The 25,854-nt window shown below is 36.5% G+C and carries 21 protein-coding genes and 2 pseudogenes; 8 read left to right on the top strand and 15 right to left on the bottom strand.

What is annotated here, in order from left to right; translation table 11 throughout:
- Positions 1-30: 30 nt before the first annotated feature.
- The 9 genes from CC204_RS00120 to CC204_RS00080 all read right to left on the bottom strand — a co-directional run bounded on the left by CC204_RS00120 (position 31) and on the right by CC204_RS00080 (position 10,080).
- Complete coding sequence (locus tag CC204_RS00120; RefSeq protein ID WP_088268176.1) at positions 31-837, bottom strand: WxL domain-containing protein; 807 nt, start codon at positions 835-837, stop codon at positions 31-33.
- Positions 834-1,160 carry an LPXTG cell wall anchor domain-containing protein gene (locus CC204_RS00115; protein WP_088268174.1) on the bottom strand — a complete coding sequence of 109 codons (327 nt, stop codon included), beginning with the start codon at positions 1,158-1,160 and terminating at the stop codon, positions 834-836. Before CC204_RS00115 ends, CC204_RS00120 begins: the two co-directional genes overlap by 4 nt.
- Before the next feature lie 14 nt (positions 1,161-1,174).
- Entirely contained in the window at positions 1,175-4,864 is a 3,690-nt protein-coding gene (locus CC204_RS00110) for a pectate lyase-like adhesive domain-containing protein (protein ID WP_088268172.1), read from the bottom strand.
- Positions 4,865-4,886: 22 nt separating this feature from the next.
- A complete protein-coding gene (locus CC204_RS00105) occupies positions 4,887-5,573 on the bottom strand; it encodes a winged helix-turn-helix domain-containing protein (RefSeq protein ID WP_088268170.1) in 687 nt (228 codons plus the stop codon).
- A gap of 223 nt (positions 5,574-5,796) precedes the next feature.
- Positions 5,797-6,924, bottom strand: a complete 1,128-nt coding sequence (locus CC204_RS00100; protein ID WP_088268168.1) for a tyrosine-type recombinase/integrase — start codon at positions 6,922-6,924, stop codon at positions 5,797-5,799.
- 640 nt (positions 6,925-7,564) lie between these two features.
- Positions 7,565-7,819: a metal-sensitive transcriptional regulator gene (locus CC204_RS00095; protein WP_088268166.1), complete on the bottom strand. Its 255-nt coding sequence runs from the start codon at positions 7,817-7,819 to the stop codon at positions 7,565-7,567.
- Positions 7,809-8,114, bottom strand: a complete 306-nt coding sequence (locus CC204_RS00090) for a rhodanese-like domain-containing protein (protein WP_088268164.1) — start codon at positions 8,112-8,114, stop codon at positions 7,809-7,811. The genes CC204_RS00095 and CC204_RS00090 overlap by 11 nt, the downstream gene beginning before the upstream one ends.
- The gene (locus tag CC204_RS00085) at positions 8,114-9,766 is read right to left on the bottom strand and encodes an FAD-dependent oxidoreductase (protein WP_088268162.1); all 1,653 of its coding nucleotides are present in this window, start codon (positions 9,764-9,766) and stop codon (positions 8,114-8,116) included. The genes CC204_RS00090 and CC204_RS00085 overlap by 1 nt, the downstream gene beginning before the upstream one ends.
- Positions 9,766-10,080, bottom strand: coding sequence for a rhodanese-like domain-containing protein (locus tag CC204_RS00080; RefSeq protein ID WP_088268160.1), 315 nt, complete (start codon positions 10,078-10,080; stop codon positions 9,766-9,768). Before CC204_RS00080 ends, CC204_RS00085 begins: the two co-directional genes overlap by 1 nt.
- 240 nt (positions 10,081-10,320) lie before the next feature.
- On the opposite strand from CC204_RS00080, the gene CC204_RS00075 reads away from it, so the two are divergent.
- The 5 genes from CC204_RS00075 (at position 10,321) to CC204_RS00055 (ending at position 16,117) form a co-directional block, all read left to right on the top strand.
- Entirely contained in the window at positions 10,321-10,890 is a 570-nt protein-coding gene (locus CC204_RS00075; RefSeq protein ID WP_088268158.1) for a glycoside hydrolase family 73 protein, read from the top strand.
- 61 nt (positions 10,891-10,951) lie between these two features.
- Complete coding sequence (locus tag CC204_RS00070; RefSeq protein WP_088268156.1) at positions 10,952-11,578, top strand: hypothetical protein; 627 nt, start codon at positions 10,952-10,954, stop codon at positions 11,576-11,578.
- Between the two features lie 15 nt (positions 11,579-11,593).
- On the top strand, positions 11,594-12,238 hold the full coding sequence (locus CC204_RS00065) for a response regulator transcription factor (RefSeq protein WP_088268154.1): 645 nt from the start codon (positions 11,594-11,596) through the stop codon (positions 12,236-12,238).
- A complete protein-coding gene (locus CC204_RS00060; protein WP_227011204.1) occupies positions 12,183-13,649 on the top strand; it encodes a sensor histidine kinase in 1,467 nt (488 codons plus the stop codon). Before CC204_RS00065 ends, CC204_RS00060 begins: the two co-directional genes overlap by 56 nt.
- A 131-nt stretch (positions 13,650-13,780) precedes the next feature.
- Positions 13,781-16,117 carry a glycoside hydrolase gene (locus tag CC204_RS00055; RefSeq protein ID WP_088268150.1) on the top strand — a complete coding sequence of 779 codons (2,337 nt, stop codon included), beginning with the start codon at positions 13,781-13,783 and terminating at the stop codon, positions 16,115-16,117.
- A gap of 198 nt (positions 16,118-16,315) precedes the next feature.
- Here the strand turns inward: CC204_RS00055 and CC204_RS00050 are convergent, their stop codons facing one another.
- Together CC204_RS00050 and CC204_RS00045 are read right to left on the bottom strand one after the other, a co-directional pair.
- On the bottom strand, positions 16,316-17,389 hold the full coding sequence (locus tag CC204_RS00050) for an endonuclease/exonuclease/phosphatase family protein (protein WP_088268148.1): 1,074 nt from the start codon (positions 17,387-17,389) through the stop codon (positions 16,316-16,318).
- A 170-nt stretch (positions 17,390-17,559) separates the two neighbouring features.
- On the bottom strand, positions 17,560-18,108 hold the full coding sequence (locus CC204_RS00045; protein ID WP_088268146.1) for a DUF1697 domain-containing protein: 549 nt from the start codon (positions 18,106-18,108) through the stop codon (positions 17,560-17,562).
- Positions 18,109-18,214: 106 nt separating this feature from the next.
- On the opposite strand from CC204_RS00045, the gene CC204_RS00040 reads away from it, so the two are divergent.
- On the top strand, positions 18,215-18,586 hold the full coding sequence (locus tag CC204_RS00040; RefSeq protein WP_088268144.1) for an iron chaperone: 372 nt from the start codon (positions 18,215-18,217) through the stop codon (positions 18,584-18,586).
- Between the two features lie 187 nt (positions 18,587-18,773).
- On the opposite strand, the pseudogene CC204_RS00035 reads toward CC204_RS00040, so the two are convergent.
- The 3 genes and pseudogenes from CC204_RS00035 to CC204_RS00025 all read right to left on the bottom strand — a co-directional run bounded on the left by CC204_RS00035 (position 18,774) and on the right by CC204_RS00025 (position 22,182).
- A pseudogene (locus tag CC204_RS00035) lies at positions 18,774-21,020 on the bottom strand (ATP-binding cassette domain-containing protein).
- Positions 21,013-21,444 carry a MarR family winged helix-turn-helix transcriptional regulator gene (locus CC204_RS00030; protein WP_088268142.1) on the bottom strand — a complete coding sequence of 144 codons (432 nt, stop codon included), beginning with the start codon at positions 21,442-21,444 and terminating at the stop codon, positions 21,013-21,015. The pseudogene CC204_RS00035 and the gene CC204_RS00030 overlap by 8 nt, the downstream one beginning before the upstream one ends.
- A gap of 105 nt (positions 21,445-21,549) precedes the next feature.
- Complete coding sequence (locus tag CC204_RS00025; protein WP_088268140.1) at positions 21,550-22,182, bottom strand: LPXTG cell wall anchor domain-containing protein; 633 nt, start codon at positions 22,180-22,182, stop codon at positions 21,550-21,552.
- A 142-nt stretch (positions 22,183-22,324) separates the two neighbouring features.
- On the opposite strand from CC204_RS00025, the gene CC204_RS00020 reads away from it, so the two are divergent.
- Together CC204_RS00020 and CC204_RS21785 are read left to right on the top strand one after the other, a co-directional pair.
- Entirely contained in the window at positions 22,325-22,501 is a 177-nt protein-coding gene (locus CC204_RS00020; protein WP_088268138.1) for a helix-turn-helix domain-containing protein, read from the top strand.
- Positions 22,502-22,927: 426 nt separating this feature from the next.
- Positions 22,928-23,122: an Rgg family transcriptional regulator gene (locus CC204_RS21785; protein ID WP_418252891.1), complete on the top strand. Its 195-nt coding sequence runs from the start codon at positions 22,928-22,930 to the stop codon at positions 23,120-23,122.
- Between the two features lie 2,365 nt (positions 23,123-25,487).
- Here CC204_RS21785 and CC204_RS21440 read toward each other — a convergent pair.
- Positions 25,488-25,838: pseudogene (locus CC204_RS21440) on the bottom strand (bis(5'-nucleosyl)-tetraphosphatase (symmetrical) YqeK); the annotation flags it as partial.
- Positions 25,839-25,854 lie beyond the last annotated feature (16 nt).

Genomic DNA, 25,854 nt, shown 5'->3' with positions numbered 1-25,854 from the left:
GTTGTTCCTCCTAAAAGTGTGTGTAATTTATTAAGGCAACTTGGCTAATATCCAAGTTATCTCCGTTTGATATTCGACCGGATGTATCACCGTTGTTTCTGGTACGGTCAGAGTAATTGCTGAATTGCTATACACTGGCTTGTTATAGGTTTGATCTATAATTGGCTTATGTGAAGCATCAACGACTGGTGTTAGTGTATGAGGTTGATTATTCGTATTGCTCTCTGAAGCACCGAATGTGATCGTCCAAATTCCTTTACCACTATTTTTTCGTGCAGTCGCTACTTCATATGCCGAACCAATCGAATTCAAAGCAATCGTTTCGCGTGTTACTGTTGGGGCTTCACTAATACTACTAGAATTTGCCCAGCCTTTATCCAAAGACAAGACTGCCCCTTTCAACTCTTGTTCCTCAACGTTTTGAATGATCGGATTCGTAAATTGCTTCTCTTGTTTGACCTGTAATGTCCAGCCTGAGGAATCCGCCTGCTGATCTGTGATCTGGATATAACTTCCTCTTGGTCCTGTATCACCAAAAAATTGTTGCGCTCGTGCATTGTATCGACGAGCACCTTTCGTGATTTTACTTTCACCAAAATCAAGTGCTGATACATAATCGATCCGAAGTGGACCTGTTGTAGATGGGCTTTTCCCAGGATCAACTATTGTACCTGGATTTTCAGGATCAACAGGGTTTGTCGTTGAACTTCCTTTTACTGAGACTGATCCAGATTGCTCCATAGTATCGGGAGCTGCCTGCACAGATAAACTATTGATACTAAACAAAAGGACAAGACCCGTCATACTAGCTATAAAAGAAGTGTGTGTGAATCTCATTTCTGCTCCCCCTTTCTCCTGTTAGTAAAAAAGAGAAAGATTAGGACTAAAAGAAGCAAGCCGCCTCCAATTAGACTATAGTGTTTGATCTGTTCTCCCGTATTAGGAAGCGGTTTTCCAATCGATTTGCTTGGCGTCGCTGAACTGGGTTCTGTGCTGGTAGAACTGCTGGTCTCAGTCGTTCCTTCATAAAATGAAATTTTTCCATCTGTAATGACTTGACCACCATTTCCTTCATTTGCCTGAACAACGGTTTCTGTAGAAAAGACCCCTATCCATAGAATCAGAGAGCAACAGAACAAGATAACTCGCATTTGTTTCATTTTTCTCTCTCCTTTTATGGTTGTCCTGCCATCACTTTCCATGTAATGACGCCAACATAATCTCCTGTATATACCGTATCTGAGGAATTGATTTGAAGCTTGATTCCATCCGTATTAGGGGCAGTTCCCCAGCCGTTGCTGACAGTATAGCTCCCCATAGTCCCTTGCGTATTGGTATAAATAACTTGTGCATCTTGGTTTAAAATCGTTTCTTTTCCTTGATTCACATAGCGTAAAGCATTCGTCAATTCTTGCCCTTTGGCATTTTGCATTGGAGAAGACAAGGAAGCGGTCATACGCCAACCATTCGCTGCTTCTGCACGCGTGTCAGTCACAACAAGTTGCTCATCAAAAACTGGCTCTTCTACTCGTTTGGTTGTTGCATCATACGACAATGTTCCAAAATCCAACGCATGCGGTACTGAAGTTAAACTCAATACCCCCTGCAGTTTGTATCTTACAGTCACCGTTGTATTATCAATTTTTACTGCAGTCTCATTTTCTGGACGTTGAGCGATATCATACCCTGCTGATAATACGTTCTCTAATTGACCTTGAACTTCAGTATTTTTAGTCAGATCGATCGTATCTCCTACCTGTGTATCAAGTGTCACTGTATAACCTGAAAGTACTTGCTCTACTTCATTCACAAACTCGACATTCAACACTGCGTCTACGTCAACAACTGTGACATTGATCGTCGTAGAGATATCTGTTGGCAATCCTGAATCGCTAGCTTTGACTGTTAGCGTCACGGGATATGCTTTAGGTTGAATGGTTGCGATATCATTCAATCCACCAAAATCCGTCACTTTTATAAATGAACTAAGATCTGTTTTTTCACCATCCATTAATTTGTACGCGGTTGGTTGGCTATGCGTAAGAATGTAATTTTTCAGTTGTTCTTCGGATAAATTACGAATATCGACATAAGGTGCTTCTATATCAGAGCCATAAATTTCTTGTGTTGCCTTGTTCACAGTAAGAGTAGATACAACAGTCGTCATATTACCTGCTTCATCCGATAAGTCGACTTTTACAGTATGTTCACCAAGTTGACCCATAAAGCTGTCAACCAACGACTGCGGTGTTTCTGCATTAAAAGCATACGTGAAATTTTGTGGTGTTGGATTAGAATCGGTTGGATTACTTACAAATTTATCTGCAGTCGGTGCAGCTTCGTTTAAAGCAACATGATAATTTACGGACTCTCCTTTTGGAGGCGTTTTATCTAAAACTGTTTGATTCGTGTAGCTGTCCTTCCCATTTAACCATCCATAAGCTTTTATCTTTTGTCCTGCTTTCAACGTAACATTCTCAGGTAACTCAAAAGTAAACTTTCCTTTATCATCCGCGATCGTATGAAATTTTCGTGCATCGCCTTCAACTGGAGAAGCTACATCCGGAGTTGTTAACAATACATCTTTACTTGGATCGTTTTCATCTGTTACTAGATAAAACAGCATTGCTGCATCATTATTGACTGTCCCAGAAATTTTTTGACCGCTTTCTAGTGCTTTATTATCACTGATTTCATCTACTCCAACGATCACATCTGGAATATAATCATAAACAATTCTTGAAAAGTTTTCTGTTCGATAGTTATTTATGAAATTTGTTTGGATCGCATTTGTAATACTATTTCCTGAAACACTTGTTGTAGTAATACCGTTATACTTGATCGTCATTCCATACATCGGTGTCCAGTGGAATGTTGGTGTTACTTGTGCTGCATCCTGCTTACTCCAAGAAGAAACTTCCTGAATATCAGCTGTAAACGTCCCTGGATTCGTCATATTGATCAAATTTGCATTTGTATTCCCCCGTGAATCCAAGTCTATTTTTTGAGCATTCGAGAATTGGAAGGTAGTATTGCTACCAAAATCCAGCATATTCCGAACGCCAGTCCCATCTTTAATAACAGACTCAAAGGTTCCTTTATCACCAATAATAAAAGAAGAACCACTACCTCCATAGATCATTGAGCTTGTCGATGTTCCTTCATTTGTGGAAATAAACTTTGTTGCACCTTGATCACTTACTTTAAATTTAGAGCCATTAGAAAGATCAAGAAGACGTCCAACTCCCCCGTTTTTATTCAACGTCAGCTGCCCTTTTTCTGCGACATCAAATTTGGCGTTTTGTCCCATAGAAATGACCGGAGCACCAGCTGTCATCTGATTTGCATTGATAGTCATCTCTGCATTGTCACCGACATTGATAGCGGAATTTTGTTGAAGCATAAATCCTGCACGTGAACTAGTCGTCGCAATCGGACCGTTGATGTTCACATTGAAATGACTGCTTTCCTCCAGATCGATACTCGTCGTCCATTGAGAGGTTGCTGATTGGTAACCTAAACGTACGGGTACACGTGTTGTTCCATCTGCGGTCTCAACATTTAATGTGGCGTTTTTACCGACATTTATTTTTCCATTTCTTTGAACGCTGATCACAGAAGGAATATTGCCGCCATCAGTTTGCCAAGAATTTGTTTCTCCCGCGTTCCCTAACGTACGAATCGTTGCAGTAGCATTTTCTTCTAAAGTCAAAGAAGGTTGAATCGTTGCGACCGTATCATAGTTAGAGTACCAGCTACCTAAAATCACACCATCACCATTTTCTACTTCGATCGTTGTGTCCGTATTAGATGCAAATAAAAGTGTATGTGACTCTAAACCAGATTGATTGGTATTGGCCATATTGCGAGTAGCTCCATCATAAGAGGTGTAACTTGTTGCTTTAGACTTAATGACGTTTTTCCCTTCAAAGCGTAAAAGCGCTTGGAAAGAGGCCGTCACTTGTGAACCTGTATAATTTACATTTCGATACGTGATACTTGAGCCATAGGCATTTCTATCCCACATCGTCACAGGTCCATAATAGTGCCCTCCATACATATCTACATTATCGACAACTGCTTTGTGTACGATCGATGTATTCGTTCCCCATCTATAAGAATAGCCAATAAAATCAAGAGAGTAACCATTTCCTAATAACACATAATTTGGTCGGTTATCCGAGACAGTTCGATCCGTCCTGTTCGTTACAGTATTGGTCATAGAATTTTGCACATCGACAATCGTTACCGTGTTACTCATCAATGCAGCATCCAGTTGATCCCATGTACTTACTTTTGCTACATTTCCGACATAAACGATGACTTCACTTGTCAAATCGCTGCCTGTTCCTGACTCACTTGAAGGAACGGTCAACGTCAAATGAAACTCTTGTAGATCATTCGTTGCAACTGTATCAAGTCCTTTTAGATCAGATAGTTGGATCTTATCGGTTACTTCAACGATAGATCCGCCAGACACTCCATATGCTTTTGCCTCAGTATCTCTGAGAATCATCTGTTTGATTGCTTCAGTATCACCGTTATAGCTTTGAATATCCGTCATTGTTTTTGCTATATTCTTAGCTACGATCCCCGTCCCATTTTCTGATAATTCAAACGTTTCAAGATTTGTCATTTGGGGCTGTATAGTCTTTACATTCTTATTAGTCTCACCTAGCGTTGAAGATTCATTTTTAGTAACATCAGCTTTAGATGACTCGGTTGTTGAAAGGGGCGGTGTCGACTCTACAGTACTTTGACTGGTAGATTCTTCTGCTTTAAGCAATGGTGTACTATGGTAAAAATAGATGCCTACGATCGTAATGAAACTTAGAAATAAATAGAGTCTTTTTTTCCTTTTCATTTTTTCACCTCCTTTCAACTGCTTATAAAATCAATCGATACCCTTTAGATCGTACAGTCTTGATATAAATAGATGTATTTTCCAATTTATCTCTGATGTGAAAAACCAGATTAGCTACCCGATACGGCCGATCGCTGTATGGAATTTTCCAAAGAGCTTCATGGATTTCTTTATATGAGAAGGCTTTTCCAGGATTGCTGTATAATAGTTCCATAATCCGATACTCTAATTTTGTCAAAGCAATTTCTTTCACCTGGTTTTCACCTGTAACGACAGAGAGACTTAAATTTCTTGGGTCCAATTTCATCGAATTTATTTCGGAATCATTCATTTCTGTTTTTTGTTCTGCTGGAATTTGTTTCATTTTTCTAGTAAACGTGTTCCGTATAACTAATAAGGGTTCTTCAGGAAAGTAGTTACTATTAAATACATTATCGACCCCTAGTTGTAAATAAACTTGCCGATCGACAGTCGTTGACTTTTTAGAGAGAACCCAAATAAACACATCACTTTCTTTGCGAATCGACAACACCAATTCGCAAATGAGACTGATTGAATGTTCTTCTGTTTCTTCAATAAAAATGCCATCCAATCCGTCACTACAGATTTGTTCTTTGGTTAAACATGTCAGCATGAAACCATTTTTTTCAAACTCGGATATTATTTTTTCGGAATAATTTTTTTTTGATATAATTCCTAATTTATACATGACGTGCCTCCCAAATTCTGATTATTTAAATCAAGAGCATTTCATTCCCTATTGTTTTCAGAAATGTAGTATAATATCTAAACTCTTTCGTATAACTTCTACTTATAAGAAAAAATGGTAAAAAAATCATATATATCTAGATTCCAAGCCGCCAAATGACCATTGCTTTGACGGCTTTTAAAACAAAAAAATAAAACCAATATCAGGATCTATTGGTTTAATGTCATTTGAATAAAGGGGGTTTTTTCAACAATGCATCAACGGCTTTCATGACTTCTTGTCGATGCTCCAACAATGAATCGGCATAGGTGTCGAGTGTGAGCTTTGTCGATCGATGCCCCAAAATTCGACTCAAGCTAACAATATCAACTCCTTGTTCCAAACACCTAGTTGCAAATGTGTGTCTCAACACATGGAAATGAATCGATGCGAACTCTGTTTCACGAATCATTCGTTTAAAACGATAATTAATGACTCTTGGCTCCGCCAGTTTTCCTCGACAATGAATCACGTATTCAGAAGGAGAGGTTTCTTTTTTTTCAAGTAAATAGTCTTTTAAATTAGTTGCTAAAGGAATCACTCTGCTAGAATATGCTGTTTTTGGGCTTCCAGAGATTAGTTCTGTTTTATTGATCGTGCTATGTTCATCGATAATTCTTGAAATCGTTCGATGGACTCGAATCAATCCTTTATCAAAATCAATATCTTCCCATTTGAGTCCACTGATTTCTCCTATTCTCATCCCCGAATAGAGAGCTAAAATAATTGGGGAGCACTCCGTTTCACGGAAGGCCAGTTCTTCTAATTTTCTCTGCTCCTTACTACTTAATGAGTGAATAATCGGCACCGTGTGCTTAGGTAAATGTACTGAATTACATGGATTTTTATCTAAATACTCATTTTTTACTGCTTCTTTTAAGGATTTATTTACGATAGTAAAAATCAAACGAATCGTGCTGTTTGCTAGATTTTTAGCAAGTAATCCATCAACAAATTCTTGTAACAGTGCAGAAGTTATCTTTGCCAAATGATATTCTCCCAGAGTAGGCAAAATGTGCTTACTTAGCAATCGAAAATAATTTGAATAAGTTGTGGCTTTCACTGTTCGTCTTACAGTATTATTAAGCCAGTAAATAATCCAATCTTGATACGTTTTATGGGAAGAAATCACAGTCTCTTGAGTGACTAACTGTTTTGCTTTTAGAAAAATCAGCTTTTCTTTCACCTCACTATACTTTTTCCCATAGACGTATCCATAAATAATTTTTTTCGTTGGTGTTCGTTGTTTAATGTAACGACCTTCCCAGCGACCGTCTTTTCGTTTATAAATATTTTCTCCTTTTTTAGACATCTTTCATCATTCCCTTCCAACATTTCTTGACGATTATTTTGACGGCTCATTTTTATTTTTGATATAACGCTATGAAAACAATGTTTTTTAGTGATTAAAATCAGAAATTTGTTTTATAAGCAACAAAACTCTTTCATTATTCTCTTATTTTTCAAAAAAATATAAAAAAATTGATAAGATAAAAACGAAATAATACATTGACTTCAAAGGTTTTTTAGATTAAAGTTATCTTTGTTAAATGAATTCCGACTGAGATATAGACTCTATTTTCCTACAAGTAGAAGTTATAAGAAAATAATGACAAAAACATATTTTTTCAATTAAATAACTAAAATGGTTTCAAATTATTTTTTTCAACTATTTAACATCACTACTTAAACTATACTATATTTAATTTGTTTTTTTCAAAATAATTCAAATTTTATCGCTATTACGAATATTTTTTTCAGAAAAAACAAAAAAATAGGGCTATATGATTCTCTGAATAGTGTTATATTTTACTTCTTGAAATAGATCTATAAAAAAAAGTACGTGTTAATGATTTGGAACTAATTATTCTAAATCAGTACCTTACGAATCATCTATTCACTAAAAAAAACGTTAAACTTCAGGCCTCTGGCTAAAAAGTTTAACGCTTTTTTTATCTAGTTTTCACGATCATCTCTAAAGCTTTTGCTAGATCTTCATTGGAAAGATCGATCTGCTCATCTTCCATACATTGTTTCAAATTCTCTGTCACAACAAGTCCGATTACTTTATCGATACTGGAACGGACAGCCATCAGCTGAGTCACAACTTCTCGACAATCCTTACCTTCTTCCATCATTTTTAAAACGCCGCGAATTTGTCCTTCAGAACGTTTTAAACGATTGGCTAATTTAGGATCACATCCCACGAGTAACGTCTCCTCTCCAAGCGGACATTCCGCCCATCACATTCGTTACATTATACCCTAATGAAGCAAAATATTCACTAGCCATTTGAGAGCGTCCGCCAGAATGGCAAATAATATAATATTCTTGCGCTTTGTCCAACGTCTCAGCGGTCTCCTGCAGGGTGCTCAAAGGCATGTTTTTTGCTTCATTGATATGACTAGACTGATATTCGTCCACTTCTCGCACATCAATAATTTCTAATTGATTTCTTTTCTGTAATTGTTCAAACTCATCGATCATCATTGACTTATACATTATTTAATAACCTCCTGGGGGTAAATCATGCTATAAAGCTGAAATGCACCATCTAAATTTTTTACGGTAAAGCCATTATTTTTCAAGATTCGTTCTGCTAAGTAGCTTCTTTGTCCACTTTGACAGCTCACAATGATTTCTTGATTCTTAGGTAATTCATCTAAATGCGCTCTCAGTTCATCCAATGGAATATTTTTAGCTTGTGGTAGCGCTCCATTATTGGTTAGCTCATTTGGATTTCTCACATCAAGCAACAACGCGCCGTTTTCGATCGCTGCTTTTAGTTCATAATATTGAATATTTTCTGAAAACCCTTCTAGAATGTTTGCTGCAGCATAACCGATCATATTGACTGGATCTTTTGCTGACCCAAATGGTGGCGCGTAAGTAAACTCTAATTCAGGTAAATCGATCACAGTCATCCCAGCTTTGATCGCCGTTGCAATAATGTCGATTCGTTTATCTACACCATCTGCTCCAACGGCCTGAGCGCCAAAAATTTTCCCAGAAACAGGATGGAACAATAATTTCATTACGATGGATTGGCTCCCCGGAAAATAGCCTGCATGGCTTTTTGATGTAGTATGAACGACTTTATAGTCTATTTTATCATTACGTAATTGACGTTCACTCAAACCAGTGCTTGCAGCTGCCAAGTTAAAGACACGAACAATTGCTGTACCAATACTGCCTTGATTTTTCCGCTCAACGCCCATAATCACATCTGCTACTTGTCTTCCTTGACGATTGGCTGGCGAAGCGAGTGAAATCAAGGCAGCTTCGCCTGTAATTTGCTGTTTCACAACGATTGCATCACCCACAGCATAAATAGCAGGATCGCTTGTACGATAAGCTTCATCAACAAGAATTCCGTCACGTAACCCTGTCTCTAAACCAGCAGCTTGCGCCAATTCACTAGAAGGTTTGACTCCTATAGACAGAATGGTAAAGTCACTGGTGATCGTTTCTCCTGTGCTTAGCTCAATTATTTTCCCAGAATCCTTGAACGCCGATGCAGCAGCCCCTTTATAAACAGTGATCCCATTTTGTATCAGTTCTTTTTCAACAAATGCGGCCATTTCTTCATCTAATGGTGGTAAAATTTGTGGAGCTGCTTCTACTAATGTGACGTCCATTTCTAAATGTTTTAGACTTTCAGCCATCTCCAAACCGATAAATCCAGCTCCAATGACAACCACTTGCTTTGGCTGTTCACGTTTCACCGTTTCGACGATTTTGTCGACATCCGGGACATTTCTCAAGGTGTGTAGATTGGTCGCTTGGGACAAGCCTTCGATTTCAGGAACTATCGGTTGAGCTCCAGGGGATAAAATCAATTGGTCATAACTGATCGTTTCTTCTTTTCCTTTAGAATTTGTTTGAACTGTTTTATTTTGACGGTCGATTTCAACTGCTTCTGTTTCAGTGTACACCTTGATATTGAATCTCTTTTTCAGCTGCTCAGGAGTTTGTAAAATCAGTTCTGAACGCTCAGTGATTTCTCCAGATACATAATAAGGCAGTCCGCAATTAGCAAAAGAAACATACGGCCCTTTTTCCAAGACGATAATTTCGATATCTTCTGATAATCTTCTTAATCTAGTCGCAGCAGACATTCCGCCAGCTACTCCACCAATAATTACTACTCGCATTATAATTTTCCTCCTCTAACTGCACCTGACCAGCGGCTCATTCCACCTTTGACATTAAATGCTTGTATGCCTTTTTTTCGTAATATTTTCGTCGCTTGTCTGCTTCTTAAACCTGATTGGCAGATGACATAGATCGGCTGTTCGCTTTTTAAGCTATATGAGCCGATTTTACTCAGTGGAATATTTTTAGCTCCAGGTATATGCCCTGCTTGAAATTTTGACTTCTCACGTACATCAATGATTTCAGATTTCATGTCTAGCTTTTGCTGAAGTTCCGATAAATCGATCGATGTTTTGTTAAAAAATGAAAACATATGCTCCTCCTTTTATACCCCTATGGGTATTTACAGAACTTAGCATAAATCATTTTTTATAACTTGTAAAGGGGTTTGTTTCATTTTTTCGTTATCATCCATTTTTCATTCTTCAAAACTTTCTTAATCAAACTGAATTATTTCTTAAGAAAGCCAAACAATTATTAACTTATTTGGCATCTTTTTGTAACATTGAACCACTATACTAACTTTATTCACTAAAGGAAAAGAGGGGATGACATGAATCAAAGAATCCTTATCAAACGAAATATTTTACCGCTATTATTGATTTTACTTCTTTCAATTGCGAGTATTTTCTTAATTTTTAATAACGAAGAACAACCCATTCAAGATGAAGCCACTGCGTATCAACAGATTTTTATCGATGAAATCGCGGCTGAAGCCAAAATCTTACAAAAACAAACGCATCTATTTGCCAGCATCACGATCGCTCAAGCCATTTTGGAATCTGATTGGGGACGTAGTGATCTAGCAATTGAAGCGAATAATCTTTTCGGGATCAAAGGTGCATTCAACGAGCAGTCTAGTATTATGCCCACCGAAGAATTCATTGATGGTGAACAAATTACGATCGATGATTCATTTAAGAAATACACAACGATCCAAGAATCAATGGTCGATCATATGGAATTTTTAAATGGCGGAACGTACGAGTCGATCAAGACAAGTAAAAATTATCGTGAAGCCGCTATTGCTTTGCAAAATGGCGGTTATGCAACTGATCCAGAGTATGCCGAAAAATTGATCGCCTTGATCGAGGAATTTCGACTAGATAAATTTGATAAATAATTCTAATAAGAACACAAATCCACCTAACACTATCTATTGGTAGGTGGAGAAAGGTTGATTTATGAATACTTTGTCTTCTATTTTAATTGACAGTGGACGTTTTCTATTGAGGAATAAGTGGCACTCTTTCATTAAAAGTTTCTCGATCATCGCTTATTTTTTTATTTCGACGCTTCTCATTCGTATAGGACTTACACTGAAGCATTTTGAGACATTGGAACGTGAACATCTACTAAGTCAAACTGAAATGATCGATGCCTTTTCACAGACAGCGGCTCTTAGAAATTTGATTTTTTTATTGACCACGCTAAAAAATGGACTGCTTCTGATTAGTCTAGGATTATTTATCGCTGGTCTTTTTTACCTGTTTATTCATTTTCAACAGGTTCTGTTAGTGGATAAAAAAGAGTTGATCATCAAAAAATTACTTGGCAGTTCTGGTATTCGAGTAACGAGTGAGATTTTTTCAGACTTTTTACTTCTTGCCATTCCAAGTACTTTTATTGGCGTGCTTAGCACTGAACTGCTTTATGCGGATTTTTTTAGGACAAACACTTCATGGATCAAGGATTTTTTATATACCCCCGGCCGTTTTTTTCTTTGCGTAGACTTGCCATTGATGGGCGTGTTTGGGTTGGTTCTACTTTGTCAGTTTTTGCATATAAATAAACAAGTAACAAGGTTATAAAAGGAGCTGCTGCTTATGAATATTTTGATTGCGGATGATAGCCCAGAAATGGTGCAGATTTTAAGTGCTTATATGAAACAGGCAGGGTTTACTGTCTTTCCTTCCTTTGATGGTGAAGCCGCACTTGATCTTTTTTATACAGAAAAAATAGATTTAGCGATCATCGACTGGATGATGCCGAAAATCGATGGTATCGAAGTAATCAAAACCATCAAATCAGAAAGTCCAGTTAAAATTCTGATGTTGACTGCTAAAACAACTGGTGAGGATGAATTTCTCTCTTTATCCAGTGGTGCAGACGACTTTCTCACAAAACCCTTTCATCCTCAAGTGTTAGTTTTGAGAGTCAAAAAATTACTCGGTGTGACAGAATTGGTCACGGTAAAAAGCCTTGTGATCGACCCGACTAAACTGAGTGTCTGGAAAAACGAACGATCAATCGATCTAACAAAAAAAGAAATCGATCTGCTGCTGTTTTTCGTCAAAAATCGCGGAACGATTTTAAGCCGGGAACAGCTTTTAATTGGTGTTTGGGGTATGGATTACGAGGGTGTCGCTCGTACTGTAGATACACATATTCGACGATTAAGGGAAAAAATCGGTGATGAGATCATCACAACAAAAAGAGGAGTTGGGTATCTCATTGAAAAAGAAAACTAGAAAAATCAGTACAACACTGACTCTCACTTTTTCGTTGATCATCATTGCCAGTTTTTTTGTCATGTTTATTTTCAATACGATGATCGTTCCTTATTACTATAACGCTAAAATGGAGCATAAAGTAACTTCTGTCATGGAAATGATTCAGCAATCTTCTTCTAGTGAAGAACAACTGGAGCGCCTTGAAAACGAGCATCAAGTGACGATAACTACACAACCGATCGACGGAGCCTCACTTGACGACTTCAATGAAGCTTTGACACTGAACTTAAATAGAAAAAAAGTCGCTTTGAACCGCTTTTGGGTCACCCAGGAGACTTTAGATCAGCTGCGTCAAACGGCTCGACCGATCCAAAGAAGCTTTGATCAAGGAAAACAAAAATCTAGTTTTCTCGTTGAAATGATGGTGATCGATGACACGTTCTATTTGGTTGGCGTTTCTACCGTTAATTTTTCTGAAACAGCAGCCTTGATCAATAGCTTTAACTTGATTTCACTGAGTCTTACGTTGATTTTGATCATCTTTTTGATTTATGTTTCTGTTAGAAAAATTACTGACCCACTGGTTGAGTTAAAAAAAGTAGCTGAAGAGATCACCGCTTTGACCTTTGTAACTACTGAAAATATTCCTGCAAATGAAATTGGTGAGCTAGCGGTCAGTATCAACAAAATGAGTCACGCTTTGGCAACGTATCAAAAGAATCTACTTGCAAAAAATGACCAATTAAAGCAATTCACAGCTGATTTGACCCATGAATTGAAAACACCGATTGCCTTGATCAAAGCTTATGGCTCAGGCATCGAAGATGGTTTAGACGATGGCACCTATTTGACGATCATCCTCCAGCAAGCCCAACGATTAAATGAGATCGTTGACCAAATGCTTGATTATGCAAAATTAGAACAGCAACAAACACTACAAAAAGTGCCCATCCAATTGTCAGAGATTTGGCAGCAAACATTACGAGATCAAGAATCCTTACTGGAAAAAGAGATGATTTTACTATTGGAAGCCCAAACAGATACATCAATGTCCCTGATTGAAGCTGACCCTTTATTGATCAAGCGTACGTTTGACAATTTATTGACCAACAGCATCAAGTATACAACAGATAAAGAAATCCAAGTCAGCTGGCGGGAAACGAATGACTTTATTGAATTTTCGATCAGTAATCAAACCTCCTTACCTTCAGACTTTGATATTGAAAAACTGTGGGAAGCATTTTATGTTCATGAAAAATCTCGCAATAAAAATCTGTCAGGCACGGGACTAGGCTTATCGATCGTTCAATCGATCATGAATGAACATGGCTTTGACATCGAAGCACGACTCGTTCATAAAACGTTGATTTTCAATTTGCATTTCAATAAAAAAGCGAAAGCTGCCTTTTTTGATGAAAGAGTAGTATAAGCGCCTTCCTTATCTAGCACCAGAGTACGATCCTTCTTTGTGGATCGTACTCTTTTTTTGCCATATTTCTGTAACAGATACTTGTTACACTCCAATTGGTTCAATAAACCAGTTCATTTAGGAGGAAAATCATGAAAAAGAAATTTTTTATCACACTTTTAACCACGCTAACACTTTCATTAGCAGCTTGTCAGACGCCCGGAATAATGCAGAAGCAGGTACAAGAAAAAAGCTCAGTTAACCAAGAGCTAAACAAAAATAAATCTTATGCCAAAACTGATTTCTCATTTGACGTTGATCCTGAAACCTTTGCTATCACAATCACCGAAAACAACCAAAAAGAAACCGTTGCTCAACCTCAAACAACCAAACGAGTAACAAATTTAAAAAAAACGACTAACGAAATCAGCTGGACTTATCCAGATGAACACCTTCAAATCGCAGTAAAAAAAGAAGACGAGCACTTGGCTATTTCACTTACAAGTTTGACTGATGAGGACTTAACCTTCAACTGGCCAAAAATCGATGCTAAAAATTATACCTTACCCATCGCAGAAGGAAAAATGATCCCAAATGATCAAAAAGATTGGCTGGCTTATTTTCAACAAAACAATGAGTTAGCCATGAGTGAAGCTTTCTCCATGAGCTTTTTCACTGCTAACTATGAACAGTTTGCCGCAAGCTTTGTCACTGATGAAACCTTTAATAGTGATTTGCTCGCTGAAACAAGTAATCACCTAGCTTTTGAGGCCAGTCATCATTTTATCGGCTTCGACAAAAACAAAACCTTGAATTATCGCCTTTATATCACAGAAAATGACCCAGTTGCGATTGCCAAAACTTATCAAATGGATCGCATCAAGACAAATAATTTCAAGACATTAGACGACAAGGAAAAAGAGAATCCAGAAATCAAGAAAATGCGGGGAGCCATTCAAATTTATTACTGGAACAGCCGGATTTTAACTGAAGAAGATATTAACTGGAGCAAGCTTCCTGAACAAGTTGATGAGCCTATTTTTCAATGGATCGCTGAATTATTATCACAATATGGCGAAGATGGATCAGCAGAATACGAAAATGCTTTAGCTGCTTTCAAAAATAATGAAGGCTATCAGTATGAAAAAAACACCCTTTTAAATTCACTCAATTATGTTCTGCTTTACCCTCAATTTTTCAATAAGTCTATTTTTAAACAGCCGGATGAAACAGCTTCAAAACTGATTGAAAAAGGAATCGATACATTGAGTGAACAAGACCGTTATACATTAAATAAACATTTATTAGCTGGCGCTCTTCAAGACCTGACTCCCCCGCTTGAACAATGGGGCAAAGAGACATCCGTCGACGTCTTTAAAGAAATGAAAAATGCTGGGATAGAAAACGCTTGGATCGGTTTACCTAACTGGGCCAATGGCTTAATGAATCCTGCTATGGTAAAAACGGCAGCTGATCAAGGATATTTGATCGGTCCCTATGATTCGTATCAATCTATTCAAGAAAATGCCAGTATCGATTGGAATACCGCTTCTTTTCCCAATGAAAAACTCTATGAACAAGCAACTGTGACAAAGAAAAATGGCGAAAAAGTGGCTGGGTTTTTAGGCAAAGGTAGAAAGCTAAATCCAACGCAAATTTTTCCAGATGTTGAAGAACGCTTCATTGGTATTATGCAAAATAAGATTCCTTTCAACTCTTGGTTTCTAGATACAGATGCAGCTGGAGAAATTTACAATGACTACAGTCCTGATCACCAAACAACTCAAAGTGAAGATGTTGCTGGTCGTCTAAAAAGAATGGATTATTTCAATAAGAATGGATTAGTTGTCGGCTCAGAAGGAGGAAATGATTTTGCTTCAAAAGAAATGGTCTTCTCTCACGGAATCGAAACGCCTGTGATCATGTGGTCTGACCCGGATATGAGGGAAAATAAAGAGAGTGAATATTATGTGGGAAGCTACGCTGCTTTAGATGGCGGTATTCCAACAAAATATAAAAAAACCGTTCCGATCAAAGATGAATACAAAGCCATTTATACAGATCCAGCTTATTCACTCCCACTATATAAGCTTGTTTATAATCGCTCAGTCATTACTTCACATCAATGGGAATGGGATAGTTACAAAATCAAAGGACAAGTCGCTGAACGCCGTATGAAGGAATATTTATATAATACTCCGCCAATGTTCCACCTCGATAAAGCTGCGTGGGATGAACATAAACAGGATATCAGTGAAAATGCTAAAATTTGGGCACCATTTCAAAAAGCTGCTTTAGCACATGAAATGACCGACTTCACAGTCTTGACACAAGACCGTCTCGTACAAAAAACACAATTTGGAGATGATCTAGTAGTGATCGCTAATTTTTCTGATAGGAATTATGATACGGATGATGTCAAAGTGCCTGACCAAACAGCTCTGATTATCAATCATAGGCAACAAACAATTATTCAAGTAAAAGAATAATATTTCATCTCACAAATTGAATCCTATATAAAAAAAGATCAGACAAATGTTGCTTCGTTTTTTTAGTCCAATTACCGAAAAAACTGGTTTTTATCCGTCCGTTATCAAAAGCTAACAAGCCCGAAACAAAACTAAAAATCAGTTTTGTTTCGGGCTTTGATTCTGAATAAGCGGCGAGAAAAAAGCACTTTTATTCCATTATTTCAATTTAAACGTCATCTCAACTGGATTATGATCTGAATGTTGAAATTCCTTATCGATCACTTTTCCATTGATATTCTCAATATTATCAGACACAATAAAGCCATCGATCAACGCAACAAATGACTTGCCTTTTTCATAAGGTTTGTCTAAATTACGAACTGAAGGTACCGCTTCTTTGGTTTCACTCAATGCTGCTACACGAAGATTTTCGGGCAGTTCTGTTTTTGGAAAAGGCTGCAGCCAGGTATACTCTTCTGTCGGATCGTTTTTAAACGTTTCCGTAGAGGAAGGAAGCAAATCATGATTAAAATCTCCTCCACAAACCACATAATTTCCTTTTTTATATTCCTGTTCCATATGATCAAACAGCTTATGCACTTGCTCTTTTTGAATTTTCTGGTCTTTGATATATGCAGATAAATGAACATTATACAGCATCAATGATTTTCCGTTTGCAACTGGAATTTTAGAAACCGTAAACGCTCGGTCTAAATCAAAAAATTTATTAAAATTGGTTTCGATCGGTAAACTGTAACGTGTACTACTTTCCATTTCTGTATTACTAAGTGTTAAAATCCCAGATTTCGATTTTCCGATTGGATCTAACACCGGATACATTAAAAATGCGGAATCATAATTCACTGCAAATGCACTTGTGTGTTCTTTAAAACTCTGATTGATCTGCTGAACCTCATCTACTCCGCGGCTGCGTGTTGCTTTTTCATCTACTTCCTGAAATAAAGCAAAATCAGGAGCGATTTTCTTTGTCGTTTCGATCACACCGTCAATGTTAGTACGTACACTTTCCTTACTTACCGCTTTGGATTGCTTTCCACCGTCCATGAAAAATGTATAATCAGGTGTATATGAGCCGTAGCCAATATTGAATGTAGTTATTCTATATTCTTTGTTTGTAGTTAGGCTTGAATGTTCAGCTTTCTGTACCACTTTAATCGAAACATCATCTTCAATTCTTGAATAGCTGAAATAAACATACCCCACATAGATTAAAATAATAGCGATAATTGCAGCAAGTATACTGAACAGTATCTTGATCTTTTTTTTCATAATACTTTCCTCTTTCCATCCTATAAATAAAAACAGACTAACAACCATTATACAATAAATCGGCTGCTCGTCTATTTTTTATTCACTAGATATGTCGTTCATTTTTTTATGACGTGTTGATCGACCAACAAGGAAAGTATAAACCTCGGAGCCATGTCGAAGGCAAGTATTCATTTTTCTTTTTTGATCAGCTCCGCTATTTTCATAACTGTATTGGCATTTCTGATCGTGATTCGATCATAGTACGCTGAGCTGACGATCTTTGACCAGCGGGTTCTCGAAAATGTTTTTAATGGTGCTGACCAAAAAATCACTCGTTCATGATGATCGACCTGCTCGTACTCCGGTTTTGCTTCTCCAACAGAAAGCATGACCTCAGCTGTTGTCGTTGGCGAAATAATAAAAATTGCATTATGTTTTGATTCCTTGTCTGTATTCCACCATTTTGGCGCATGCTTGACCGCTTCCAGCCACGCTTCACCAGAAACGATCGTCACAGGAATATGCAGCCCTGTCATCCTTTCAATCAGCATTTCACACTCTTTAGTAATCATTTCTGATTCCTTTTTCTCCGTTGAAAAAATGACATTCCCGCTATTTAAATACGTTTTGACTTGTGTAAATCCATGCTGCTCAAATGACTCCCTTAATTCGGTCATCACCACACGATTTTTCCCTCCGACATTTACACCGCGCAATAAAGCAATATATTGTGGCATCTTCATTCCCCTCCTTCTACTCAATCAAATACCTATTCTAAATTCTTTATTCATATTATAATAAAAACAATGAAACAATCCTACCTAAAAGAAAAGAGGTTTCACGATGGCAAATTTAAATGAATTTACAGAAAAAATCAGTAATCCAGACCAACGTCAGCGTTTGAATGATCTGTTTAACTGGATCAAAGGAAGTTTTCCGCAGCTAGAAACCGTCATCAAATGGAATCAACCGATGTTTACCGATCATGGGACATTTATTATCGGTTTTAGCGTTTCGAAAAAACATATGTCGGTCGCACCTGAAACCGCGACACTTGCCGCGTTCAAAGAAGACATCGAAAAAGCTGGATATGAGCATACAGATAATATCTTCAAAATCACTTGGGCCCAAGAAATCGATTTTGCCTTACTCAAAAAAATCATCGACTATAACATCCAGGAAAAAATCGATTACACAAAATTTTGGAGAGAATAGCTGCCGATCCTTTTAAATACAGAGTTTCTTCAAAAAAGTAAGAAGGATAGGATTTTTTTGAAGTAGCAAAAGCAGTGAAAATCGTTTATGATTCATTCATAGAGAAATTACTTATCTTCCCCAAAAGATAAATAAATCATTTGATCCCATCTTGGCTGAGATGGGATTTTTTGTGCTACCGTTTTGCTTACTTTATATATCTTTGTAAATGTTTAGCAGTATATGAATCTGATACAGTCAATAAATCAATCGGGTACCCCTCAAAAAGTATTTTCCCGCCTAAATCGCCTCCGCCAATCCCCATATCGATGATCCACTGCGCATGACTAATAATTTGAAGATTGTGTTCTAAAACGATCAACGTCTGATTTCTTTTCAGAAGTCTTTTGAAAAGCTTTAGTAACTTCTTGATATCAGCCTCATGTAAACCAGTAGATGGTTCATCTAAGATCAATAAATCCGTCGTATTTTGCTGCATTACCTTAGCTATTTTCAAGCGTTGTAACTCTCCTCCCGAAAACGTAGCTAATGATTGGCCCAATTTGACATACCCTAAATTAACATCAATCAACGTTTGCATAGCTGCTACTAATGCACTGTCTTCAAATAGCTTGCGCGCTTTTTCAGCCGACAGCTGTAAAAGATCATAGATGTTCAAGCCGCGCCAAACTATGGAAAGTGCTTCATCACTATATCTTTTCCCCTGGCACTTTTCACAAATCTGTTTAACATCTCCCATGTAGGCTAAATCTAATTTTAAATAGCCCTTCCCTTTACAAACAGGACAAGCACCTTTCCCGTTATAGCTAAAAAGAGAGCTGCTTTTTCCGGAATCATGTGCAAAAATATTTCTTATTTTATCAAAAACATTAAGGTACGTCAGGACATTTGAACGATTACTCCCACTTATCGGATTCTGATCCAAGATACTTGCTTCGGGGTATTTTTGCTTGAAGAGCTGCCGAATCAACGTACTCTTTCCAGAGCCAGCCACACCTGTAACGACCGTTAATGATTGTTTTGGTATTTTTACTGAAGCCTCAATAACGTTATGCAGGCTAACTTTATTTAATGAATAGTAAGTAGAAAACAGCTTTTTTTCAGTATTGATCGTATTTATTGCAGATAAACTTTTCCCCGTGATTGTATCCGATTTCAATAATTCTTGATACGTTCCTTCAAAAGTGATCTTGCCACCTTTATCTCCTGCATATTCCCCTAGATCCACCACATGATCTGCGATTTTTATAATATCAGGATCATGGTCAACTAATACCACAGTATTCCCTTTCTTTTTCAGCCCAATAATAATTTTTGACATTCTTAAAATATCTTCTGGATGAAGACCAATACTGGGTTCATCAAAAATGTATAAAACATCAGTCAATGCACTATTTAGATGCTTGGTCATCTTTATTCTTTGGGATTCACCACCAGAAAGAGTAGCTGTTGGGCGGTTAAGAAATAATTAACTCAAACCAACGTTCTGTAAGCTTTCTAATTTTTTGATCAGATCATTCAAAACAATCTCAACGTTAGGAGAATGAATATGTTTAATGAACAACAGTAATTCTGTGATCGACATGGTTACGCAATCCGCAATAGATTTTCCATCAATTTTTGCAGATCGAACAATTTCGTTAACTCTGGTTCCATGACAGCCCGAACACTCTCTGACCTCAAGTATCCGATTCAATTGCTTCGTATATTTCGTCTCGTCTTTCTCTACAAAATTTTTAGTGATTCTTGGAATAATCCCAATATAGGTTGAGGTTTTTGGCCATTTTTTGGTTGGATTCTTTGGCGCGCTTCCGATATCGTGTAAAAGAAGCTCTAACTCTGACTGGCTATAATCTTGGATTTTTTTATCATTATCGAAATTTCCTGATTCTGTGTATCTGGTCAATCGCCAGCCGCCAGGTTGAAAGGTAGGGAAATCAATTGCACCCTCATTTAATGATTTGTTAAAATCAATCAGCTGATTCAAATTAATTTGTTTTGTTTCACCTAAGCCATTGCAAATCGGGCACATTCCCTGCGGATTATTAAATGAATAGACCATTGAATAGCCAATAAATGGCGTAGCGATTCTTGAAAATAAAAGGCGTAGACTCGAGTAAATATCTGTTACTGTACCAACAGTTGAGCGTGCATTGCCACCAATCTTCTTTTGATTGATCACTATCGAAACAGGTAGATTTTCTATAGTATCAAAGACAGGTTGTGGATAGTGAGGCAATAGCTGCTGAATATAGCTAGAATAAGTTTCATTTAAAAGTCGTTGGGATTCAGCCGCTAGAGTGTCGAAGACTAGAGAGGATTTACCAGACCCTGAAACACCAGTGACAACGGTTATTTGTTGTTTTGGAATGTCAAGAGACAGATTTTTGAGATTATTTGTTTTGGCTCCTTTAATCGAAATAAAGTTATTCATGAGCCTTCAACCTTTCTGATTTAAGCGCATTGGAGAATTTTTCAGCCAGCTGTGAAAATTGTTCTTGTTCTTCATTGGTAAATACTTGGTTGGCAACTTGATGAAGTTGTTGATGCCCTTGGTCGAGATCCTTAAGCAATTGATGACCTGTTTCAGTTAAAACCGTTCGTAATTCTCGTCCATCTTTTTCATTTGGTTTTTGTTGGATATAATACATGGTCTTCAACTCTTTTAAAGCCTTAGATAGCTTTGTTCGACTGATTCCAAGTAAAATACTGATTTTTGATGGCGCTAGCTCTTTTTCTAAATCAAGAAGATGTAAAACGTCATACTGAAGCCAGCTGATCCCTTGAGGATTTGTCCTATTCCTTTCCGCAACTAGTTCACACTGTAGATTCATTAACGTATCTTCAAGCGTATTCATTTGATTCGCCTCCATAAAATGATTTCTATATGGAAATTATAATAAAAAAGAAACTATTTTACAAGAGCCTTGACTCATGTAAAATAGTTAAACACTAGAAAAAATTCATATACGTCGATTAAACAAAAAAATAGCACACCCAATCAGAACAATTCCTAGAAAACTGATGACTATTGGACTTTTTTCACCGGTCTCAGGTAATCTATTAGACATTGATGTATTGTTTGAAGAACTGGTTGGATTGTTGCTTGGTGCTTCTATTCTCTCAACTTTGCTCGTTTTTACTAATGGTTCATTAACGTCAGTTGAACTTTCTTTGTTACTAGCACTTGTCTGTTCATTTTCGATAGATGATTCAACGCTGGTCGTTGTTGAAGTCTCTATGCCAATAGCAGTCGAGGAAGGCACACTTGTCTCTTTTTCTACGCTGGCAGCGGATAGTGAGCTTGTCGTCTCTGTGGTCGTTTCTTTCGTGCTATCTGAAGCTTCAATGGTCGTTGTCTCTGTAGTCGATTCCGTAGTAGTCGATTCGACCGCCGAACTTTCTTCTGTCGAAAATAGACTATCAGAATTTATTGGTTTACCATCGTTATACCAAGTATGCCCATCTAAATAATAGTCTTTTTGATCTTTAATGATATGGCTTGGTGTAACAATGATCGTTTCTGCTTCTGCTGCTATTGCCCAAAATCCTGTCAAAAAAATAGCTAAAGCGATAATAAAATATTTTTTAAACATGTTCTCGTTCCTTTCTTAAAGCTTTGATCTATCATGAACAAAATAATTTCTTATATAGATTAAAGTCCTATATCTAGGACTTTTCAGCAAAAACTGCTACACTCTTTTTATCAACAATCATAGCTTAGAAAGGATTTGAATTATGAAAGAATATGGACTGGTCATACGCGAGATCCGTTTATCTAAAGGTATTTCTCAAAAAGAATTATATAATAACCTGATTTCAAAATCTTATGCGATCGAATTTGAAAAAGGCCGTCATGATCTATCCTTAGAATTATTGGAGCAAGTCTTAGATTGCGCTAAGAATAACAGCTGATGAATTCCTGTTTATCTATAATCAATATACCATTCCAGAAACGACTACCTTTTGGACTTTATTAGCTAAAGCCTCAAATGAAAATAACCTGAATGATTTGTTTAAACTGAAGAAAGAAATCCAAACACAAGCAACTTCTGATACCAAAGAACTTTTTTAGCTTTAGTTGAAGGACGCATTCATATCGTCAATCATTTTCTTCACTTTAACAAAATCGATTACACCAAAATCCCAGCTGAACAAATGGCTATCGTAGTTCAATTTTTGTTGAAACGAGATCTTGGACACTCTTTGAATTGCTGATCTTCACAAATACACTTGACTACTTCTCACATGATCAAAGAATGATCTTTAAAAAAAATATATATATAACTGCTAAAAAAATACCGCAACTATGACCGTGGCAAAGAAATTTTACAAACATTATTGATCAATTTTTCTGAACTATGCTTAAAAGAGAATGAACTTTCGACGGCAAAAGAGTTACTTGATCAGCTAAATCACTTGAATACTGATCTTAATAGTGGGCTTTTTAGAATCATTGAGCGTTTTTTTAGAGGAATACTTTTGATTTTAGAAGGTCAAATATTATCTGGACAAAAGGTTGTGAAAAAGCTCTGAACACCCTGCGATATCTTGAATATGAGCAAATAGCTAAAGTTTATCAAGCGGAATGGGCAATTCTTTTATGATTCTTATTTCACACTCGCTCATAAAATAAGAACCTCCTAAAGTATCTTTCCACTTTAGGAGGTTTTACTATTGTTTTTTTATTTGAGTAAAAACGAACAATACGTTTTTTGTAGAATCATCGAAGTCCATGATTTCAAATACTATTTATTAAGGCGTCAGTAACTAGACTATTTTTATCTACAAGTGTTAGACAAATTCAAGAATCATTATACAGACTATCGTTGCAAATAAATATAAAATGTACGAATCCACAACCATTCTACCTGAATCAATGTTTTTCCACTTGTTCAAATGTGTTTTTTGATAAGCAATAAATAACATCACTACTGTAAGTAAAATGACACTCAACTGTCTAAAAAAGCAAAAATTAGGTTCCACGAATAAGAATAGGTAGACACTTGCATTCTAGGTAAAAAATAGTAAATGACAATAGCTAAGTTGGTTCAAAAAATAAACCCTTGATTCGTTTTATTCATAGTATCTCCTCATTCCTATTTCATTGATCTTAATGTCATTTTATTCCTTTCGTTTCAATCATCTGTTACTTTAAGTATACAATGAACGCATATTAGTATAAACATTTATTTATATGAAAATAGCATTTCCATCTGATCAATTCTCTTTCTTCTTCATCGTACTTAAATTTTTACCTTCATAAGTACTTTTCCTATTTTATTCGTTCGTTATTGTACGTTTTTCGTACCAACGATATAACTAAAGGATGAAATATTCATAAAGCATCGCTTATGAGAAGCTGTCCTTTTCCCCGCTACCATCAGCTTTCCAGACGTTTTTCACTGGTTTGTTTTACTTGCTAAAAAAAATTTCCAGCCTGCTTTTTTGTTTGAGTACTTTTTTACTCTAAATCAATTTTTTTTACTATTTGCAAAAGGACTTGACTCTTATCTTGTCTTTAAGTTAAGATAACGTTACAAAACAAAATAAAAAAAGGCGCCCTGCAGGAGACAGCAAATCATCCCGCAGAGCCCTGTATTATCAGCCACAACTAATAATACAAGTTGCCTTCCGTCAATATGTTATTGACTTCTTTCATTGTACTAAAAGTAAGAAAAGATTACCAGCTTTTTCTGACTTTTCTTTGAATTGGTTAATTTCTATTTACTGAACGTTTCATGGTATTAGTCGCTGACAAATACCATTTTTTTGCGTTTTGTCATTTGAGTTAATAATTAGAGCGAAAAACAAAATAAATAAGGCACTCTGTAAAAAGGACAGCAATCCTTCTACAGAGCCCTGTAAAGTCAGCCACAACTGACAATACAAGTTGCCCTAGTCAATGCGCATTGACTTATTCATTTTACCTAAAATTTGTAAGAAATACTAGTGTTTTTTTACATCTTTTAGTTTTGAATAGGTGAATGGTTATTCATTGAACTTTTGCACGGTATTTGTTGGTGACGAATATCGTTTTTTTTTCGCTCTTTTTAAATAGTACCATCAGGTTCTCCTTTTTTCCTAACATTTTTTTCAATTCCATCCCCTGATGTGTGCGAGCTGCTGGATAAAAATCAATGACTCACCATGTGTTTTTCATCTCGTCTAAAAAAAGGTGTGCTTACGTCAATGCGTAATAGAATAAAAATGAAAAAGTAAAAATGAACATGCAAACAATTATTTTCCGAGAATGATCCAGACGTCATGAAAGTCACAGATTATAATTTTTATCCTGTAGTAATAGTAAGAACCTAACTAACGATAGTCAGGATCCTACTAAAAAAACAAGCTGGCCTTGCAGAACCAACTTGTTTCAACTCTCCGCCTATCTCAACTCCATTCCTTTTGAAAAAAGACCATACCAACCATTTTTTTAACATGGGAGATAGGCGGGGAATTGTTTAAATTTTCAACAATGATAGTACAAATTATGACATGTTATGTGTCTAATTTAAGCGTTAACTTTTAGAAAAATGATTATCCCATATACAATTAAATTTGATAGAATAAGTGCATTCCTGACTCTAGTCCACAAAGACACTTGATAGTCTAGTCTCCATTTTGGATCGTGTCTTCTTTTCCAATAAAATGAAAATGTATGATAGGCCATATTTATACATCCTTTCTTTATAAAGTTTCACTCATTGATTTGAATAACTACTCTGAACAAATTTCCTGATTTTTTCCAGCAAATACCTCTCACTTATAGTCTATCACAAAAAGACATTTATTTTAATCTAATCATTAAGTAAAAACTGATCTATCTTGTAACAAAAAAACACTGTAATTTCTTTTCACAGTGTTTTCCTTTCATATAAAAAATCAGCTATTTTTCTATTTATAAATCAATTTGGAGTTTATTTGTTAATTCCCTATATGCGTCCATCAGCCAAGGATGGATAACCTTTATATCATTACTTAACAAGTATTCAATATAATAGTATGCAGCATGTTCCAATGACTGATCTAACGCAGCCATCAAACCATCAAGATATGGCGGCTCGCCTGCTTGATCCCATTTTATTTTATCTGCTACAAAACACGACTAAATCTAAATCAGAGTAACCACCCTTCAATGTTGTGTGACATTCAATCGCAGATAATATTTCCGAATCAGTAATTTTGAATAAATCAAGTGCCATTTTTCTGGAAATCTTTTTTGATGAATGATCATAGGAAACTTGATCTCTTCTTACATAGTTGAA

Source organism: Enterococcus wangshanyuanii (genome assembly GCF_002197645.1).
Classification (GTDB): Bacteria; Bacillota; Bacilli; order Lactobacillales; family Enterococcaceae; genus Enterococcus_L; species Enterococcus_L wangshanyuanii.
The sequence above is the reverse complement of the archived record's forward strand: the minus strand, read 5'-3'. Positions and strand labels throughout refer to the sequence as shown.